Here is a 19,363-nt window from a genome sequence, read left to right as displayed (position 1 = left end):
TAGTGGATGTGAACCATGAACCCTTCCCCAAACCGAAAACCTCCCTCCGGCACCTTGTTCTTTATTGGAACGGTTTCCTTATTCCTTCTTCTTTCCTTAGGCCTTCTTGGCTACAAGCTTGCTATGGAACATTCCAAAGCCCAATGGGAGAAGGTCATTCTTAGCTATCAATCAGCCAAAACCAACGAAGAAAAACTCAAGATTGCCAAAGCCCATCTTTCTAATAAGCAAGCAGCGGTATGGATTTTACAAATTGCAGGTAGCCTCTATGAAAAAGGAGCGATTTCTGAGGCCTTATCTACCTTTCAATTCTTTTTGGAGCATTTTCCAGGGCATCCTCTGGAAGCCGGTGCTATGCTCGGAGCAGGAGAGTGCTTGGAAAGCCAAGGGAAAACCCAGGAAGCACTGCTTCTTTACCAAAGGATTTTAGAAAAAAAAGACACCGAGGCCTATAGATCCCTTGCCACCTTGAGGTTAGCGCAGATACGGATCCAGAAAAAAGAGTATGGTCCGGCAAAAGAACTACTCGAGAAATTCCTTTCTCATAATGCTAGAAGCCCCTTTGCAAATCAGGCACAAATGCTGCTTGAAATGATTCCGTCTTCCTAAGGCCTAGTTTTAGAGGGGATTATTCAGTTGGAAGGCATCATGTACAATTTGAGCTGCCCTTTTCCCTTCTTTTTCATCGATAATGACTGAAATTTTGATTTCGCTTGTTGAAATCATCTGTACATTGATCCCCGCTTCAGCAAGAGAAGAAAAAAGCTTAGCGGCCACTCCGCTATGCGAACGCATCCCAATACCAACGACGGAAAGTTTCGCTATGCCTTCGGTTGCCCGAACCTCCCTTGCGGAGATTTCTGAAACGACTGACTCCAATGCTACTAATGCTTTCTTCAGAAAATTTTTGTGAACGGTAAAAGTAATATCTGTCAGCCCATGATCAGAAATGTTTTGAACGATCATATCAACATTAATCTCCGCCTCAGCAAGCCGGCAAAAGACCTTAGCAGCAATACCCGGTTTATCAGGAACCCCTAGAATGGTTACTTTTGCTTGACTAGGCTCCAAACTCACAGCCCGAACGACAACTTTTTCCATGGCACTAACCTCTTCTTTCACTATAGTTCCTGCTACGTTAGTAAAACTTGAGCGGACCTCAAAAGGCACTTTGAATTTTTTGGCAAACTCTACCGATCTGGCTTGCATCACTTTCGAACCCGATGCTGCCATCTCAAGAAGCTCATCGTAACTGATTTCATCAATTTTCCTAGCCGTTGGCACAATCCTTGGATCAGCTGTATACACCCCTTCTACATCCGTATAAATCTGACAGCATTCCGCATGAAAGACAGCCGAAAGGGCTATGGCGGTGAGATCAGATCCCCCTCTCCCCAGCGTAGTAATATGCCCCTCAACGTTCTGTCCTTGAAAACCCGCTACGACGACGACATTTCTCTGTTGGAGCAGTTCTTTGATTCGCTTAGGGCTGATGTTTAGGATCTTTGCTCTGGTGTGCTTCCCATCTGTAACAATTCCTGCCTGCGCTCCCGTCAATGAAACAGCGGGTATTTTCAAAGCATGAAGAGCAATTGAAAGCAGGGCTATGGTTGTTTGTTCTCCTGTTGAGAGCAAAACATCAATTTCCCTCTCCGAAGGTTCTGGATGCAGCTGCGAAGCTAACTGTAATAACTGATCGGTTACTCCCGACATCGCAGAGACAACGACAATCAAATCATGCCCTTGCCTATAAAACTCAGCAATCCGCTCCGCTACGTTCTTTATCCGCTCCACGCTGCCAACAGACGTCCCGCCATATTTTTGAACTAAAAGCGCCATTGCTTCTTTCCCAAATTTCTCCTTTTTCGTTAAAAGCTTGTATTATAACAAGCGAAGAAAAAAAAGCAACTCCATTACAAAAAACCTGTTGCTTTAGCAAAAGAAAATGTTGTAAGAAGAAAAACGAAGAGCGGCGCTAGTGTTTAGCGCCGCTCGGCCGGGAATCGTCAGAGGAGGAAAACGATCGTTCAGAGGTTATTTATATATTGATACCCCGATATTTTGAGATTTGTTCAAAAAAATTTTTTTTTCTCTTCGTTTCTTTCGATTTAAAAAATAAAGAAGGGTAGCATACCAGGCTACCCTTCTTTTTTAAGTTCAATATCTAGAGGAGGAGGAAACAAAAAATTCTTTTCTTTGTTAGGTTAAACGCCTACTGTTTTTGTTTCGTTCAACTTTTTTAAAAAAAACTTTTTTTTCTATCCAACCAAGGGATACAGCCGCATGAGATCGGTTTTAGTAACTATATACGACATCCACAGCAACGAACCAAAAAGGGCCACTGGAAGGCTGAGCAAGTCCGTTTCCGTTTAATCCAACGGCAGCGGGAGCTATTCCTACTGCTGGATAATACCAATTCATAAATCCTTTTCCGTAATCAGCCCGGTTTTCTATTCGAATCATAAAATTATCCGCTAGGTCAAACCTCCAGTCCACCGTAACACTGTAGATATCCATGGGGAAAAGCATGTCTGAAAAAATCTGGTTTCTGTTGGCATGGTCATATTGTTCTCTCCAGGCCATGCTGAAGACCTTATTGAACTTATAAATCTGATAAATAGCTATGCCAAAGAAACTCGTGGAACCTTCGTAACCGTAGAGGGGGTAACTTACTGGAAAGATGGAAAGGGCGGTTTGGGTAGGGGCACCTAGCTGCGCAATACCGGAAGGACCAATCCGGTTTGAAAAGCCACCGACTAACTCATAAGCAAACTCAAGCTTTTGGTCTTTAACGAACTTCGGGATCCAAGTTCCAAAATCATTAAATTCCATAAACAGTCCGTTGTTATTATAAGCGCTTGGAACGATGTCTCCTCCAATATCATACGCTCCCACATAATTACCATTAGGACTGGATCCAAAGCCTGGTGGATTAACCCCATTTGGTGCAAACGCATAGCCAAATGTATTTAAAAAGAGTTTGTCTTTGGAGGTATAGTCCCACATATTAAAGAGCACAACGCCTTCTCCGCTATTAATCATGTTGTTTGTATAGCCAAAATAAGGATAGCCCGATCTGGACACGTTCCAGCCCCCATTGGTGAGTCCCCAGCGAGTTGTCCAATTATCATTAAACTTATAGAACACTTCTCCGCCAACCATCGTGAATGGTTCGAAGTTATTGAAGAGAATACCATAGGAAAAATTAAAGTTCGCTGGTCTTTCCATAACCTCTAGTCCTATAGGGGAAGCAAACTGACCAATATGGATTTCTAGGCTTTTATCACCAATAGGTGCTTTAAATTGCACATAGGCCTGCTCTAAGAAAATCCCACTGGAATTAAATCCTGAGCCGGTATTGAACGTATTTCCAATACCCATGACGGCATCCGGTTCACCCAACGCTGCGTCTTGCCCAAAGATCATATCCACTCTAAACCCAGCTTGCCACTTATTTTCATCCGTAAGAGGTTTTTCCAAGGCCACCTTAAGTTGGTTAAAATTAAAGGCTCCACCAGGAATCCCGTCCGTTGTAAATCTTAGAGGCAAAGCCGGATAGGCAGGAACATAAGGATTTGCAGCAGCCGGTCCATGGAGACCTGAAATCGCTGGATTAGCAAACACTGCCGGGATTCTGTTGAACGATGGAGCAGCGATAAAATTATACGTATAGCTTGCCTCCACATATCCACTTAATTTAATGCCTGGATTATTCGCCTGGACAGCAGCCATGCCTTCTTCTTCAAGGATTTTCTTTAGAGTTTCAACCTCTTTAGAAGAGCTAATAGCCTTCGAATCATTAAGTTCCAAACTCTGCGAAGTTGCAGGCTCTCCACTTTCTCCTTCTCCTTCAACTTCCCCAGCATAACAAACCGGAAAACTCCCTAAAAAGAGGCAGAATAGCCATAGTCCAACCGCTTTTTTGTTGATCTTCATTGTTTTTTTTCCTTCGCCTAGCTTTTTGTTCTTTAACGCCTGCTTAGAAGCTATAGACAAATTCCAAGCCTACGAAGTAGACAGGTCCATTAGAGGTTCCTAGGAGGGCTGTCGGACTGCCCGTTGGGTTTTGGAAAGGAAAGCCGTAGTAGCCAAGCACCCCTTTGCCCCAATCCATCCTGTACTCAAGCCGGATCATAAAATTATCCGCTAGATCAAACGCAAGCGTTGCCGTGTAGGCCCAAATGTCGGTGGGAGCATTGTGCCCAGCCAGAATAGAATTCCATCCTGATTCCACCCAGTCCGCTCGCTGGGCAATGCTAATAATATCCGTAATTTGGTATTTCATGTGAATGGCAGCTCCATACCAGTTCGAAGGCCCACTCGATAAATCGACAGGTAGCCCACTAATGGCTCCAGGAACCACCGTCACGTTGTTGTTGTAAAATCCCCCTGTAAATTCAAAGCCCAACAGAAGCCTGTCCCGAGCAAACTTCGGAGCCCACGATCCCCATACATCCCCCAGTAAAAACGCATTGTTCTGGTTGAATGGGCCTTCTGCCCTTATCCCCTGCGCTATCCCATAAGGCTGCGCTACCCCATTGATCGGAGAGGCTCCAAAGCCCGGCGGATTGACCCCATTAAACCCATACATTAGAGTGCCGCTGATCGTCGCATTCTTCCCTTTGGCCTCCCATTGGCTATTCAAAAACAATAAATAGGCATCGCTGTTGTCGATCATGTTGTTGATGTAGCCAAAATATTCCATCCCCCCTCTCGACACGTTAAAGCCCCCATCGGCTATCCCAAAACGGCTCGTCCATTGGTCATCCCACCGGTAGATCGCTTGTAGCCCTGTAAGAGTGGTCGGCAAAAGATTCGCAAACAAAAGCCCATAAGTAAAATCCAGGTTCACTGGCCGCTCCACTACCTCGTAGCCAGCCGGATCCACAAACTTCCCTATCTTGATGTCCAACCCATTGCCGATAGGTGCCCGAAAAATCACGTAAGCTTGCTCTAACCAAAAACTCGACGTGTTGAACGAATACCAGGAACTAGAAGGAATCCCTAAGCCAGTGATCGCATCCGGTGCCCCTACGACCGCATCCTGCCCCACTATAAGATCTGCCCGAAAGCCTGCCTGCCACCGGTTCTCTTCGGTCAATGGCTTCTCCAAGGCTAGCTTAAAGGCGTTCATGTTAAAGCCTCCCCCAGGAATCGCATCCACAGGCTCTCGACCTGGAATCGCCGGATAGCCCTGAGCAAAACCAGCCGCGTTGGTCGGCCCTACGTAACCCGGCGGAGGAACAAATCCAGGCACTCTATTGAAAGCCGGAGCGTTGATAAAATTATAGGTATAGCTAGCATCCACATACCCACTCAGCACTATCCCCTTGGTGTTCGCTTGAACCGGTATCCCTTGATCCTCTAGCTTCTTGGTTAGCTCCTCTATCTGCTTGTTCTTCTCTTCCACAACACTCGACTCATCGCCCTCAACTGCTTTTTTAGAATGTTTCTTTTTAGGATGCGCTGGAGGGGACCCTTCATCCTGGCTAAAAGCTGGATAAAGACTTACTACAAGAAAGACTAAAAATGCATAACCCAGCTGACTAATCGTTCTTCTAAACACCTGTTGCCTCCTATTTCCGTGTTATTGACCAACAAAGATCTTCTCTCAGTCTCCCCCCCTCCTTTCCCCTAATCATTCTTGAGAGAAAACTTTTTTTGGCTCTTGTGCATAAAGCAACTTTTATGCCATTCTTTATAAAAGAAATAGAGATTGAGGAGGACTCAAAAACCCAACTCCAGGAGTCAAAAAGAAGGCAATACAAGGGATAGGTTGGAATAAAAAAATGATTAATAAGTAAAAACGACTTCAATGGCTCCAAAAACAATGGGACCAGAAGAAGAACCTACTAATCCATTTCCTTTCAAACCGATTTGCTGGGGGTTAACAAGCAAATTCGGTTGGTAATAATCAAGCACATGGTTCCCAAAATCCGTTCTGCCTTCCATCCGAATCATCAGATTATCCGCGATATCGAACCGGAGAGTCAGCGTAGTTTCCCAAATGTTCGCTGGGAATATGAACCCTTCCAAATAGGAATTCCAACTTGCCTGTAGGTACTGTTCTCTCAAATTCAGGCTAAAATAATTATTGAACTTATAAACCTGGTATAACCCGACCCCAAACCAATTAGTCGGTCCATCGTAACCTAAAGAAAAAGGGAAGGGAGGGAATATCCCAAGGAGTTGTTGTTGTGACAAGCCTAGGGCAGTGATCCCACTAGGCGCCACGGCATGGTTATAAAACCCGCCTACCAACTCGAAGCTGAACATCAGCTTATCTCCAGGGACAAAGGAGGGAATCCAGGATCCAAAATCGTTAAGTTCCATATAGGTCCCATTATTGTTATAAGGACCAGGAATAATATCCCCGTTGGCATAAGCCCCTGGATAAGCTAAAGCGGCCGAAGGGGATGTACCAAACCCAGGAGGATTGGTTCCATTAAATCCGTAAAGAAGAGCGAACGTATTCAATAGCTTTTTATTAGCTGACTCATAATCAAGGTTGAAAGTGACTAAATAGGTCGGCAGTTGGTTTACCATATTGTCTAAAAATCCAAAATAGGGATACCCGCCACGTGAAGTATTAAAGCCACCATCCACCAGGCCTCCTCTCACTCTCCAGGAAGAATTAATTACATAATAGATTTGGCTACCGACAAGAACGAAGGGCTCGACATTGTTAAAAAAAAGGCCGTAGGAAAAATTCAGGTTACCGGGCCTTTCCAGGACTTCAAATCCTATAGGGGCTTCAAATTTGCCTAAATGGATTTCCACCCGATGATTCTCTCCGGCTGGAATCTGGAAGGCCACATACGCTTGCTCGACAAATATCGTGCTTGTGTTAAGACCAAAAGTCGTGGAATTAGCTGTCCCTAAACCTTCAACGGCATCAGGCACACCAAGCCCCGCATCCTGTCCAAGCATCAAATCAAACCTAAAGGCACCATCGAGTTTATTTTCTTTCGACAGCTCTCTTTCTAATACCACTTTAAGCTGATTAAGATTAAATCCGCCTCCTGGAATCCCATCGTCAGCATACCGCAGAGGAGCTACAGGAACGGCTGGTCCGAAGGTAGGTTTCCCATTAATAGTTTGAGAAGCAAAACGGGGCAGAGAACCAAAAGCTGGAGCATTGAAAAAATTGTAATCGTAACTTGCATCCACATAGCCACTAAGCTTGATGGCTGGTTTTGGAGGAGGCAGGGCTATACCTTCTTGTTCAAGAATTTTTTCTAGCTGATGGACTGTTGGCGCTTCTGTTTGCTGCGTCGTTTCTTTTTTTCACCTATAGAAGAAGCATTTTCATTTTCTATAGCTTTTCCAATAGTAGGATAGGCAAATAGAATGAAGGAAAAAAAAGAGACAAAGAGCACATAGACTTTTTCCATGGCAACAGAGTTTAAAAAATCGGCAAGAACTTATAGAAGCAATAGCGTCAGATTTTACCAATAGATTCAATGAAAAGCAGTAAGAAACCTACAGGCATTCCTCCTCTTCGAAATAGCTTACTTCGGTAATAACTTAGAGAGCCACTTCTTCTGGAGTTTTTGCTAGCCTTCTTTTCCTTTTCCCATCTGCTTTTAGATCTTTCCTGAAACCTCCCCCCCTAAGAGACTTTAGGCATTATGACTATCAAAATCAAGAAGCTGGAACTGTTTCATTTTTCTTTGAAGGGTTTTTCGACTGATCCCAAGTTTTTTTGCGGCATGCGTCTTTTTCCCATGACAGAATTTGAGCGCATCAAGAATGAGCCGTTTTTCAGCTTCTTTCAAATTAAAACAGTCGGCATTTTCTGTACTGAAGCTACCAGTCGTTGAGGCTTTGACCGCCCTGACTCTTTCGGGCAGATCTTTAGGATAAATCTTTTTTCCCTGACAGAGTACTACGCCATGTTCTATAGCCATTCTCAACTCACGAACGTTCCCTGGCCAATCATATTCCAAAAGGATCTTTTGAGCCTCTGGACTCAAGCCATCGATTTTCTTCCCATTTTCTGCAGCAAATTCCTCAAGAAAGGCTTGAATCAGCAAAGGAATATCCTCTTTTCTTTCTCTTAATGGGGGCATAGTAATCCGCACCACATTGAGCCGAAAGAAAAGGTCTTCTCGGAATTTCCCTTCTTCTACCATCTTTTCTAAGTTCCGATTAGTTGCTGCAATCACTCTAACGTCTACCGGAATTATTTTATTGCTTCCGACCCTCTGGATCGATTTTTCTCCTAAGGCTCGAAGCAACTTGACTTGCGTGGGCAGATCAATTTCCCCAATTTCATCTAGAAAAATAGTCCCTCGACATGCCTCTTCGAATCTACCAATCCTTCTTTCAATGGCTCCTGTAAAAGCGCCCTTTTCATGGCCAAAAAGCTCACTTTCCAAAAGCTGTGGGGAAAGCGCTGCACAATGCACGACCACAAAGGGGAAATTTCTCCTTGGACTAAGTTGATGGATCGCGTGAGCAGCCAGTTCCTTGCCTGTTCCACTTTCCCCTTCGATCAATACGGTTGCCTTACTTAAAGCCACTTGTTTGATTTTTTCGAAAACCTCCTTCATTACCTGAGAGGAGCCTATCATTTTCTCCAGGCCATATTTCAAGTTGAGCTGGCGTTTTAACTGTAGGTTCTCCACTTCCACTTTTCTTGACCGGTAGGCTCTTTTTAGTACTATTTCTAGTTTTTCTAAATCCACAGGCTTAGTAATGTAATCGTAGGCTCCTTTTTTAATCGCTTCCACGGCGTTTTCCACCGATCCATAAGCGGTCATAAAGATACAAAGGGGCGGGACTGAAAGTGCCTTCATCTTTGAGAGAATATCAAACCCCGATTCTTTCCCAAGCCGTATATCTGCCAAAACAATATCAATAGGCTCGTTATCCAAAATATTGATGGCGGTAAGGACATCCGAAGCCTCATACACTTCATAGTCCTCAGCCAAGGCCATGACTAGGCCCGAACGCGTTCTTTTTTCATCCTCAACAATCAATAGTTTTGGATAATCAATGTCCATGCTACAGCGTTTGGTTAACTTTTTTCTTGGGCCATTGGTAACAACCTGATTAGCCGCTCTGCCCGAGGCAAGAGAATTTTTACAGTTGTTCCTTTTCCATTTTCGCTTTCTATTTGAACTTCACCGCCATGATCCCGAATAATCCTTCGAACAATGAGTAGTCCTAAACCTGTTCCGGAAGCTTTCGTTGTAAAATAAGGCTTAAACACCTGACTCATTGCTTCCTGAGGAATTCCTCCGCCATTATCCTGGAAGGAGATCGTAAGAAAGGAGTCGTCATAGTGAGTGCTGATTTTAATGATGCCGTTTTTACCAACCGCTTCTATACTATTTTTAAGGATATTATAAAAAGCCTGTTTAAGCTGGTTTTTATCCGCCCGTAGCAGAGGGAGGCCACGGTCAAGGTTCATTTCCAGTATAATATCCAAGTTTTGAAATTCAGGAGAAAGAAATTCCACGGTCTGTTTAAGCACCTGATTAACAGAAAGAAGCCGCAATTTGGGAGGAGAAGGCCGGATCGCCTTCAAAAACTGGTTGATAATCCCATCCAACCTGCGTAGTTCTGAACGAATAGCTGAAAAAGAACTTTCTATTTCCTTATCACCTTTCTCCTCGTTTTTCTGAAGAAGCTTTTTGAACCTTTTTTCGAGCAACTGAAAATGAATGCTTAAGGCATTGATGGGATTACCCAATTCGTGAGCAACACCGGCAGCAAGCATAGTTAAAAGATTAAGTTTTTCAGTTTCTATAACCTCCAGGGTCTTCTCCCGAGTTGCCGTAATGTCATAAAAAATGGCTATAAAAGCCGCATTCTTATTCCCCATTTCTTCAAGAGGGATTAACGAGAGGTTCAGATACCGCGGTTCTGGATAAAAAACCTGAAAATCTCGACTGACCATCTTTTCCAAAGCAATCAGCTCAGGCCAATCGATTAGCGGCACACACTGTTTTATTTCTTTGCCAACCACTTCTTCAGGATTAACGCCAAATAGCCGCTGAAGAGCCATATTGGCATACTGGATTTTTCCCCGATTATCCAAAACAACTATCCCTTCTTGTAGAGAATTAAAGATAGCTTCCAGAAAACCCTTTTCCTTAACCAACCGCAGGAAGACATTCTGAATCTCATGCGGTCCCACTCTTTCAAATTTTCCCAGTAGCTTGCTTAAGAAGGAATGACGCATGGGTGTTTCCAAAATCAATAAAATATAAGTTTTTCTTATTTATTTTTCCAATAGGAACTTGTCATCGGTTTATCAGAAAAGCTCTCAGCAATACATGCTCATTAAGGGCCCGAACCATCCGACGCCAAGGTGTTAGGTCGTCCCTTCTTTCCTTGCGAATGGATCTGATCGAAAAACAATAGCACGCCCCGAGCGATCGCTTCAGCTAATTTTTGTCGGTAAATAGCATGATCAACTAATGAGGACTCAATAGCATTAGAGAGAAACCCGCCTTCGACCAACACGCTGGGCAGCACATTTTCTCTAAGCACCTTAAACCTTGCTCTCTTGAGTCCTCTGTCCATATCTGGATCTGCAGGGTGCAGTCGGATGATCTGACTGTGAATATCATGCGCTAAGAGGATATTGAGTGGGTCAGTTTGATTACCAGGACTTGCGATATAATCGGTCAGATAGAGCCTGCCGCTATTCGTAGAGGGTGAGCCACGAGGAGAAAGCGCGTAGGTTTCCAGACCGTGGCCCCCACCGTAAGCCTGATTATAATGAATGCTTATGAAAATATAATCAGGATAATAGGCAGCCATCCGCACCCTCTGATCGAGAGGAACAAAAACATCCTCATTGCGCGTCATGACCACTGGAATTCCTCTAGCTTTCAAAATTGCCGCAAGCCTCCGGGCCGTATCTAGCGCATAATTTTTTTCTGTCCCCCTTCTGGAAGTCGCCCCCTTATCCGATCCTCCATGCCCTGGATCAATGACAACCCCACGATAGAGTCGATTCTGAGGAATCCTTTCTGGCCGCAAAATTGGATCAAACAAGCAAGATAGGTCCGTTCTAGAAATCCATATTTCGGCTCCCCTGGCAATAATAGGGAAAGAAAGCCAATGCTTAACGCCATCAATAAAAACAACCGAAGAGTTTGGTTTAAAATCCAAGGTCACCGACCCATTCGAAAGATGGACTTCTGTCGCTGGGCTATAAGGCAACTCAGGGAAATGATAAAAGCGACAGAAATCTTCTAAGGGCACATACTGGCTTTTACCAAAAGTCGATAGATGCCACTGTTGGGCTTTGGTAAAGGGAAGACCTAAAAAGAGAAAGAAAAAGAATAGTTTGCTTAGCGTGCGCATGGGAAATTATCTATCAATCTTATTTTATCTATCCAAATGGCTCCGCACAATCGCCCGTTTACTTTTTCCACATAATCGACTTTAAAACAAGAAATTTTCTCCAGTTCCCTCCGTGCCCAAGCCTCTGGCTCAGCCATCATGGATGCTTCTTTTAATATCCTTGAGAAAAGGGAAGCGATCTTTTTCTGCTCTTCAGTCAGATAGGCATTCCTTGAACTACAGGCTAACCCACTTTCTTCTCTCACTGTTTCAACACCAATAATTTCTATTGGGATATAAAAATCCCTTACTATTCGGCGCACCAGTTCGAGTTGTTGGGCATCCTTCCATCCGAAAATAGCTTTAGTGGGTTGGATCAGCCAAAAAAGCTTCATGAGTACTGTGGCAACCCCCCTAAAATGGCCTGGCCTTGTTTTGCTGCAACGGCCTTTGGAAATATCTTCTTCGACTACCCAGCTGGAATGATCCTCGTAATAGAGTTCTTTTGGGGCAAAGAGAACATCTACCCCATTCTCGGCACAAATTTGCCTATCCATGGGATAATTTCTTGGGTAGATGCCGAAGTCTTCGGTAGGAGCAAATTGCGTGGGATTGACATAAATACTTACAATAGTTAGCCCTGCTTGTTTCTTAGCTTCTTGAATCAAAGCAATATGCCCATTATGCAAAGCCCCCATAGTCGGGACAAGACAAAGAGGCTGGCCCTCTTTTCTCCACTTTGAAGCTAAGCTTTGCATTATGGAAGGATCAAAAACTTCAATCATATCCTCACCCTCTTATCTAAAAAGCCGATCTTTGGACCTACAGGATGGGTTCTTGTACAGAAGGAAAAGGCTTTCCACAAGCAAAATCAAAAAAACAGCCACGTTCTTTTTCATGTTGATAGAGTCGATCCGTAGAGGGAGAAAATTACTAGGTCCCTGCCTATTGTTTTTATTTCTGCTTGAGCTAGCATTTTGACTGCGCCTTATAATTTTTCGCTTTGTCTTTTCCCTGTCAACTGTTAGAAGAATGCGTTAGTAATTTTCTTTACTGTGTATGAAAGGAAAAAAAGCATGGGGCATTGAAAAGACTACTTTGCTTAGCTTCCTGGGCAAAAATACCAGAATTCCTTTTTTAATCAACAAACGGTGATGTAGGTTAAATGTTTGCTTGTGGATCTCTTTTATATTCTTTTTTTCTCTTTACTGCTCTTAGGAATTATTTCTCAAATTTTTGGTTCCTTTCTTTCGACTGGGTCCCTACGGGAAAGTACGCTATACTCACTGCTGTGGGTTCTTTTCAGTCTCTTTCTTGGATTATGGCTTGGCATCATCAAGGGGGTTGACAAGGCTTTTGGTTTTTTTGCGGTATTTTGGATTGAATATCTCCTTAGCATCGATAATTTAATCCTTTTTCATGTCATTTTCGAATTTTCGCAAACCGCTGAATCCTTTCGCCACAAACTGCTTAGCCTCGGTATCTTTTCAGCGATCTTTCTTCGTATCCTGCTCATTGTCTTTGGTCTTTTTGTTGCCAGTAGATGGTCTGTGATCTTTCCTCTTTTTGGGCTTTTTCTTTTTTTTGCAGCCTACCGACTAGCTCGACCTCAAAAAGATAAGCCGCCTCGGCTCCTTGGTTACGATAAAAAAATTTTCTTTGGGCCTTTTGTCTATGAGCCAGCTGAAAAAACCAAATTTCTTTTCAAAGAGGGAGCAAGGATAGGTTTTGGTTCTCTTGCACTCACCTTCCTTGCGATTGAAACCACCGATATCCTCTTTGCTTTAGACTCCGTTCCTGCTTCCTTTGCTATTACCACTGATCCTCTCCTCCTTATCAGTGGTAATATTTGTGGGGTTTTTGGTTTGCGATCCCTCTACTTTTTAGTAGAGCGAACCGCCAAAACCTTTGTTTCTTTTAATACCCTCTCTGCCCTGTTGTTGGTCCTAATGGGAATAGAACTCCTTATAAAACCCTGGTTAGAAATTTCCCCATTCTATAGTTTCTGTAGCATCCTTAGCTTGTGCTTAGCCTATGGCTTGATGAAAGGGATAGGGAAAGCAAAAAATAAGCCAAAATAAAAAACCATTCTGAAAAGGTTGGGAGCTCAAGGCCAAAGGCAAGAGCCACCCCTTTTCCTTTGCGCCGCTGTTAGCTGAAGCAATGGATCACTTCGGTAGATTGCATCGCAAGGAATTCTCTAAAGAACAACCCGTTTTCTTATTTAGATTCTTCACCGAAGAGGGGAGGTTCTTCAGGAGGTTCCTGTTGCTGTTTTCTTTGGACTTCTCTCATCTTTTCAAGAAGTTCTGACATATCCTCGACTTCTTCCCAAACATCTTCGGCAACATAAATTGGACATTTATACTGCAATGCTAAGGTCAAGCAATCACTGGGTCTGGCATCGATTTCAATGATTTTTTTATGGACCTCATTTTCGGCACGCAAAAGGAGTCGAGCAAAATAGGTATTACTCCTTAATTCGTTAATAACGACCCTTTCGACATTTATGGAAAGGGAGTCAAAAATCATGGCCATGAGTTCATGCGTTAGAGGCCTTTCGTTTCTTTCTCCTCTAATCGCCATGGCAATTGCCCGGCCAACATAGCTATCAACGTTTATAACAAATACCTTCTCTTCGTTTCCTAAAAATATAGCAAAACCATTAGGGCTACTTGGTAAAATCCCTTTAACCTCGATAGGAATAACATCATTTCTCACATTCTTTTCTTAATTCGGTTTTGAACACTTTGCAAGGGCTTGAAAGAAAAAAATAAAAAATATTAGACAATCTTTGCGAATTATTTTTCTAATTTTATATTGTGAGTTCCACGGTAATGCAAGCGAAGAACGCATGGGAAATAAGCCAAGCTCTTAATACCTATCAGATCCCAAGATGGGGAGCTGGCTACTTTTCTATCAACAAAGAAGGGAACATCTGTGTGAGACCCGTGCAGGATGCCGGCCCGGAATTAGACTTGTATAAGGTGGTCCAGCAAGCCTTTGCCAGAAAATTAAATTTTCCCCTTCTACTCCGCTTCCAAGATCTGTTACGACACCGAGTCCTGAACCTCAACCAAGCATTTAATGAAGCGATCGAAGAGGCTGGATACAGAGGCAAATATCGGGCGGTATTCCCAATAAAAGTCAACCAGCTCCGAGAAGTCATCGAAGAGATTATCGATGCTGGCTTACCGTTTCATCATGGGCTGGAAGCTGGAAGCAAAGCTGAACTATTCGCTGCCTTGGCCATGCTTAAGGATCCGGAAGCTTTGCTTATTTGTAATGGATTCAAAGACAAGCTTTTTGTGGATGCCATTTTCATGGGACGGAAACTCGGGAAAAAAGTGATCCAGGTGCTTGAAAAAATGGAAGAACTGGATCTGGTCATTGATGCCATGAGCCGTTTTAAGGTTGATCCTATCATTGGAGTCCGTCTGCAGTTAGCCTCTAAAGGAAGAGGCCACTGGGCGTACTCAAGCGGAGAAGAAGCCAAATTTGGGATCACAACAGCCGAACTGCTACAGGTTATCCAGCGGCTGAAAGAAAATGGTCTCTCGAACTGCCTGCAGCTCATCCATTTCCATATCGGTTCACAAATCCCCGATATACTAACAATTAAAAGAGCCGTTAGAGAAGCAGCCAGGTATTATGCTAGACTCTATCAGCTAGGCTTTCCGATTCAGTACATCGATGTAGGAGGAGGACTCGGTGTGGATTATGACGGTAGTCGTTCTACGGAGTCTAGCATCAACTATTCGCTTCAGGAATATGCACGGGACGTAATTTATAATATCGCAGAAATCTGTAATGAAGAAAGAGTGCCCCATCCAACCGTAGTTTCTGAAAGTGGCAGAGCGGTCGTTGCTCATCATTCGGTGTTGATTGTCGACGTCCTCGGATCGATTCAAAAAGTCAAACCGCCTTCCCAGCAGCCCATTAGCATCAAATCCAAGCACAAGCTTGTGCAGGATCTTCTGGAGATCAAAGCCTTACTAAACAAAAAAAATCGGCTAGAGAACTATCACGATTCTCTTCAGATCAAAGAGGATGCTCAGTCGATGTTCGATCTTGGACTGCTTGATTTGCAAACGAAAGCGGAAATTGAGACTTTGTATTGGGAAATATGCAAAGAAGTGGTCAATCTTTATAATGGAGCTAAGCAGGTGCCCGAAGAAATTCGCAAACTAAGGGAATCGCTAAGCGATCAATACTTATGCAATTTTTCAGTTTTCCAATCCTTGATAGATCACTGGGGCTTAGGTCAAATTTTTCCAGTCGTTCCTATTACGATGCTCAATGAAAAACCAGATAGCCGCGGCTTTCTAGTTGACATTACCTGCGATTCCGATGGAAAAATTTGCTCTTTTCTGACTGGAGAAGAAAAACACCAGTCTTCTATCCCGCTGCATAGTTTAGACTCCAAACCCTATTTGCTAGGCATCTTTCTTGTAGGCGCCTATCAGGATATTATGGGGGATTTGCACAATCTTTTCGGTAGAGTCAATGAAGCCCATGTGTTTATTGATCCTGATGAACCGGACGGCTTCTACATAGAAGAAACAATACCAGCCCTTACGATTGGAGAGGCACTTAGTTCGGTGCAATACGATCCGAAAATCCTTGAAAACGCTATGAAGAGCCAGGTCGATTATGCGATCAAGCAAAATCTCCTCAAACCCAATGAGGGAATGAGGCTTTTAGAATTTTACGAACAGGGGCTTAGAAGATCCACCTACCTAGAGATTGAATACAACCGACTCTTCCTAAACACTAGTTCCAACCTGCTTCTACAGGAATGAGCCCATTTTTTCTGTCCCTGCTATAGACAGGGCTGAGAGTTTCGATTCCTTCCCAAAAGGAAAACTGTTGCTATTTTATAGCAAACAAACTCTTCCAAGACCCTGTGCTTGTTTTCTTCAACTAAAACACTGCTAATTAAGATGGTGCCCCGTTTTTGATTTTCAAAACGTCCACCGGCTCTATAGGAATTTCTTCTTTTTGAAGGAGTTCTATGAATTTCCTCATGGCAGGGGTCAACATTCTCCCAGATTTATAAAGGATGCCTATCGGCCGGTAACAAGGAGGTCCAGAAAGTTCTAACATTTTCAAAGTTCCGTTTTTGAGTTCCTGGGTAATGGTAGCCATGGGGACGATAGCAACTCCAGCGTCTATTTCCACAGCTCTTTTAACTGTTTCCACATTATCAAATTCCATTACAGGACGAAACTCAAGGCCACGATCCCTGAAAAGCTTGTCAAGTTCCCTGCGTGTAGGCATGTCTGAACTAAAAGCAATGAAACCTTCCTTGGAAATTTCCTCCAACCCTACTTCTTTAAGATTCGAAAACCGGTGGCTCGGACTACAGATAACCACCAATCGATCCTTGCGGAATGGTTCTATTTTAATCAACTTCCTAGGCGATGGATAGGCCACAATGCCAATATCGCTGTTTCCTTCGGCGATATCCTGATAGACCTGTCGGGAATGCCGATATTCCACGCGCACATTGACTTCCGGATAGAGTTTAAGAAATTTTTTCAAATAATAAGGCAATTCATGCAGCCCTACACTATAAATAGCTGAAACGCGAATAAGCCCTGAAATAGAAGCCTTGATTTCAGAGATCTTAGCCTCTATTTTTAAATAAATGTCAACAATCTCCTTCGAGGCATGATAAAGGATCTCCCCTTCTTTGGTCAGCTGAACTTTCCGGCTCCCCCTTTCAATCAAGGGTACCCCAAAGCGTTCCTCCAAAGAACGGATTTGCTGACTGACAGCAGACTGACTGATCTTGTTGAGTTGGGCAGCTTTGCTAAAGCTGCGGCTTTCTACAAGATCTCTAAAAGCTTTCAATGTTTCAATTTGCATCAGAAAAAATTTTTAAGTAAAACTAATAATTTGTCAAATTATGAATTTTTCTTTTTATACTTCTGCAATAAAAGAACGGTTAGAAAAACTTCAAGAAAAAATAGAAAAGGCTACCCAAAAGAGTGGCAGAAGAGCTGATGCGGTTACGGTTGTAGCCGTTACGAAAGGATTTGGTCCTGAAATTATTGAAACGCTCTTGCAGCAGAGGATTCTTCATATTGGGGAAAATCGGGTTCAAGAAGCTCGTATTAAAAAAGAGATAATCGGCGAAAAAGGCATCTGGCATTTTATAGGACATCTTCAGAAAAACAAAATCAAACTGACAGCCCATCTTTTTGACTGGGTGGACTCGCTCGACTCCTTGGAAGAGGCTACTTTGCTATCTCAAGTCGCAAAGGCTATTGGAAAAACATTGAAGGTGTTAGTGCAAGTGAATACTTCTGGAGAATCTACCAAGCATGGCACGACTCCTGAACAGGCTAAAGCTTTGTGTTTGGCCATCAATGAACTGCCTGGGCTCGAACTGCTAGGGCTCATGACCATTGCCCCCTTACTCAAGGAGCCTGAAAAAGCTAGACCCTTTTTTAGTCTTCTAAGAAAGCTACGAGACCAGATAGAATCCAACACCACACTTCGTTTGCCAGTTCTTTCTATGGGAATGAGTCAGGACTTTGAAGTGGCAATAGAAGAAGGAGCCACAATGATTCGAATCGGAACCTTTCTTCTTGGTCCACGCCCAAGCCCTTTTCTTAAAAGAGAAGACCCTAAGACTTTTCTATAACTATAAGGAACTGGAGTCTTGCCATTGAAAACGCCTCTTTTACTTTTTTCCCTCTCTGCCGCCCTTTTATTATGGCCTTATACTCTCTTTTCCCAAAGTAGTTCCAACACTTTTTCTTATACCTTTCTTTTCATGGATGGGAAAACAAAAGAGGAGCTTTCCTTAAAGATTCACCCCCCCTATTTTCGGATCGATCGGCCCAAGGATCTTTTTTCTATTATTTATAATGAACGGGAAGATTCCTTTGTTGGCTTAGAGCACAGAGATGGAAGATACTGGAAATTTTCCTGGCCACAAATTCAAAAGGCTGTTCAGAAAACAAAAGAAAGTAGCTATAAAATCAAAACTGATCCTTTTACCGATCCTATCGAACAGAGTATAGAAGATATTCTAAATCCCCCCCTATCTACGCATTATGGCAGATTTGAACCTTTTAATCCTCCTCCTCAAATTCCATGGGAAAAACGCTCCGAAACCCGAAGCTCCCCCTATGGAGAACTTTCCCAATGGATTGCGAACAATACTCAGACGCAATCTGTTTGTTGGCTAGGCTCTTTTTCAGCCTCTGAAATGCAAGATTGGGATCAAAGTATCAGCACATTAAGGAAAGTCTGCCAGATCCTTTCTTTTCTCTTGGGGGAGTATGCTTGGCCTCCTAAGGCATTAGATTTATGGAGTTCCCTGCCTAAAAACTTAGGAATCCCGGTGGAAACCTATTGGACCCAAGATAACAAATCTATGCAACTGTTTCTTATCCGCAAAGAAGTGCTTTCTAATACTATATGGATAGAACCACCCAAAAATTACATGGTTGAGGAGTTGCCTTTGCTCGAAGAATACAAAAACGAATAGAAATTTTTATATCCCTATTTATTTTCTAGAGAATATAGTATAAGATAATTTTATTATTCGCTTATGTTTTTAACAAAACGTAGTAAATATGCTCTTCGAGCCCTGCTTTTTCTAGCAAGAGAACAGGCCAGAGGAACGATCTTGATCCAAGAAATAGCAGAAAAAGAGAAGATACCAAAAAAATTTCTAGAATCTATTCTACTAGAACTCAAGAATAACGGGCTTTTAAGCAGTCGTAGAGGCAAAGGTGGAGGCTATGCTCTGGAGTATTCCCCAGAGAAGATTTCGATAGGCTCAGTTATTCGGCTCATCGATGGCCCCATTGCCCCTGTTCGTTGCGTTAGCCAGTCGGCATATGCGCCTTGTGAGGATTGTTTGGATGAAAAAACCTGTGTCATCCGATATTTGATGAAAGAAACTCGTGATGTCATAGCCACTGTTTTAGACAAAACGACCTTGCAGGAACTCTTGCAAAGAGAAGATAAACTCAAAGCTGAAGCTACCGAAGGCTTTGTGTTTGAAATTTAGAAAAAAGTCTTCAGCACTTTTTTCTGC

At 43.1% G+C, this 19,363-nt stretch carries 16 protein-coding genes; 6 read left to right on the top strand and 10 right to left on the bottom strand.

Annotation, left to right across the window (positions count from 1 at the left end; all coding sequences use genetic code 11):
* Window positions 1-15 precede the first annotated feature (15 nt).
* Window positions 16-609, top strand: coding sequence for a tetratricopeptide repeat protein (locus tag kam1_RS01035; RefSeq protein WP_143958164.1), 594 nt, complete (start codon window positions 16-18; stop codon window positions 607-609).
* Between the two features lie 9 nt (window positions 610-618).
* Here kam1_RS01035 and kam1_RS01030 read toward each other — a convergent pair whose 3' ends face one another.
* The 8 genes from kam1_RS01030 to panC all read right to left on the bottom strand — a co-directional run bounded on the left by kam1_RS01030 (window position 619) and on the right by panC (window position 12,089).
* A complete protein-coding gene (locus kam1_RS01030; RefSeq protein WP_039722257.1) occupies window positions 619-1,839 on the bottom strand; it encodes an aspartate kinase in 1,221 nt (406 codons plus the stop codon).
* A gap of 456 nt (window positions 1,840-2,295) precedes the next feature.
* Entirely contained in the window at window positions 2,296-3,936 is a 1,641-nt protein-coding gene (locus kam1_RS01025) for an outer membrane beta-barrel protein (RefSeq protein ID WP_039722260.1), read from the bottom strand.
* Between the two features lie 43 nt (window positions 3,937-3,979).
* Window positions 3,980-5,566 carry an outer membrane beta-barrel protein gene (locus kam1_RS01020; RefSeq protein ID WP_143958163.1) on the bottom strand — a complete coding sequence of 529 codons (1,587 nt, stop codon included), beginning with the start codon at window positions 5,564-5,566 and terminating at the stop codon, window positions 3,980-3,982.
* A 227-nt stretch (window positions 5,567-5,793) separates the two neighbouring features.
* Window positions 5,794-7,170 (bottom strand): outer membrane beta-barrel protein, encoded by a 1,377-nt coding sequence (locus tag kam1_RS01015; RefSeq protein WP_244946105.1) that lies wholly within the window; start codon window positions 7,168-7,170, stop codon window positions 5,794-5,796.
* 452 nt (window positions 7,171-7,622) lie between these two features.
* A complete protein-coding gene (locus kam1_RS01010) occupies window positions 7,623-9,008 on the bottom strand; it encodes a sigma-54-dependent transcriptional regulator (protein ID WP_039722228.1) in 1,386 nt (461 codons plus the stop codon).
* 14 nt (window positions 9,009-9,022) lie between these two features.
* Entirely contained in the window at window positions 9,023-10,210 is a 1,188-nt protein-coding gene (locus kam1_RS01005; RefSeq protein ID WP_235277768.1) for a two-component system sensor histidine kinase NtrB, read from the bottom strand.
* Between the two features lie 83 nt (window positions 10,211-10,293).
* Entirely contained in the window at window positions 10,294-11,325 is a 1,032-nt protein-coding gene (locus kam1_RS01000; protein ID WP_039722226.1) for an N-acetylmuramoyl-L-alanine amidase family protein, read from the bottom strand.
* Window positions 11,313-12,089 carry a pantoate--beta-alanine ligase gene (gene panC, locus kam1_RS00995; protein WP_039722225.1) on the bottom strand — a complete coding sequence of 259 codons (777 nt, stop codon included), beginning with the start codon at window positions 12,087-12,089 and terminating at the stop codon, window positions 11,313-11,315. Before panC ends, kam1_RS01000 begins: the two co-directional genes overlap by 13 nt.
* 390 nt (window positions 12,090-12,479) lie before the next feature.
* Between panC and kam1_RS00990 the strand changes: the two genes are divergently transcribed.
* Window positions 12,480-13,385, top strand: coding sequence for a TerC family protein (locus kam1_RS00990; RefSeq protein WP_039722238.1), 906 nt, complete (start codon window positions 12,480-12,482; stop codon window positions 13,383-13,385).
* 139 nt (window positions 13,386-13,524) lie between these two features.
* Here the strand turns inward: kam1_RS00990 and kam1_RS00985 are convergent, their stop codons facing one another.
* The gene (locus kam1_RS00985; protein WP_039722224.1) at window positions 13,525-14,025 is read right to left on the bottom strand and encodes a bifunctional nuclease family protein; all 501 of its coding nucleotides are present in this window, start codon (window positions 14,023-14,025) and stop codon (window positions 13,525-13,527) included.
* A gap of 116 nt (window positions 14,026-14,141) precedes the next feature.
* Here kam1_RS00985 and speA point away from each other — a divergent pair, with 116 nt between their 5' ends.
* Entirely contained in the window at window positions 14,142-16,106 is a 1,965-nt protein-coding gene (gene speA, locus kam1_RS00980; protein ID WP_039722223.1) for a biosynthetic arginine decarboxylase, read from the top strand.
* 136 nt (window positions 16,107-16,242) lie between these two features.
* Here speA and kam1_RS00975 read toward each other — a convergent pair whose 3' ends face one another.
* Entirely contained in the window at window positions 16,243-17,175 is a 933-nt protein-coding gene (locus kam1_RS00975) for a LysR family transcriptional regulator (RefSeq protein ID WP_039722222.1), read from the bottom strand.
* 40 nt (window positions 17,176-17,215) lie between these two features.
* Here kam1_RS00975 and kam1_RS00970 point away from each other — a divergent pair, with 40 nt between their 5' ends.
* From kam1_RS00970 to kam1_RS00960, 3 genes are all read left to right on the top strand, one after another.
* On the top strand, window positions 17,216-17,956 hold the full coding sequence (locus kam1_RS00970) for a YggS family pyridoxal phosphate-dependent enzyme (protein ID WP_039722221.1): 741 nt from the start codon (window positions 17,216-17,218) through the stop codon (window positions 17,954-17,956).
* Between the two features lie 18 nt (window positions 17,957-17,974).
* Window positions 17,975-18,808: a hypothetical protein gene (locus kam1_RS00965; protein WP_039722220.1), complete on the top strand. Its 834-nt coding sequence runs from the start codon at window positions 17,975-17,977 to the stop codon at window positions 18,806-18,808.
* Between the two features lie 63 nt (window positions 18,809-18,871).
* Window positions 18,872-19,336 (top strand): RrF2 family transcriptional regulator, encoded by a 465-nt coding sequence (locus kam1_RS00960; RefSeq protein WP_039722219.1) that lies wholly within the window; start codon window positions 18,872-18,874, stop codon window positions 19,334-19,336.
* Window positions 19,337-19,363: the final 27 nt, after the last annotated feature.

This window comes from Methylacidiphilum kamchatkense Kam1 (assembly GCF_007475525.1).
In the GTDB taxonomy this organism is placed as follows: domain Bacteria; phylum Verrucomicrobiota; class Verrucomicrobiia; order Methylacidiphilales; family Methylacidiphilaceae; genus Methylacidiphilum; species Methylacidiphilum kamchatkense.
The sequence above is the reverse complement of the archived record's forward strand: the minus strand, read 5'-3'. Positions and strand labels throughout refer to the sequence as shown.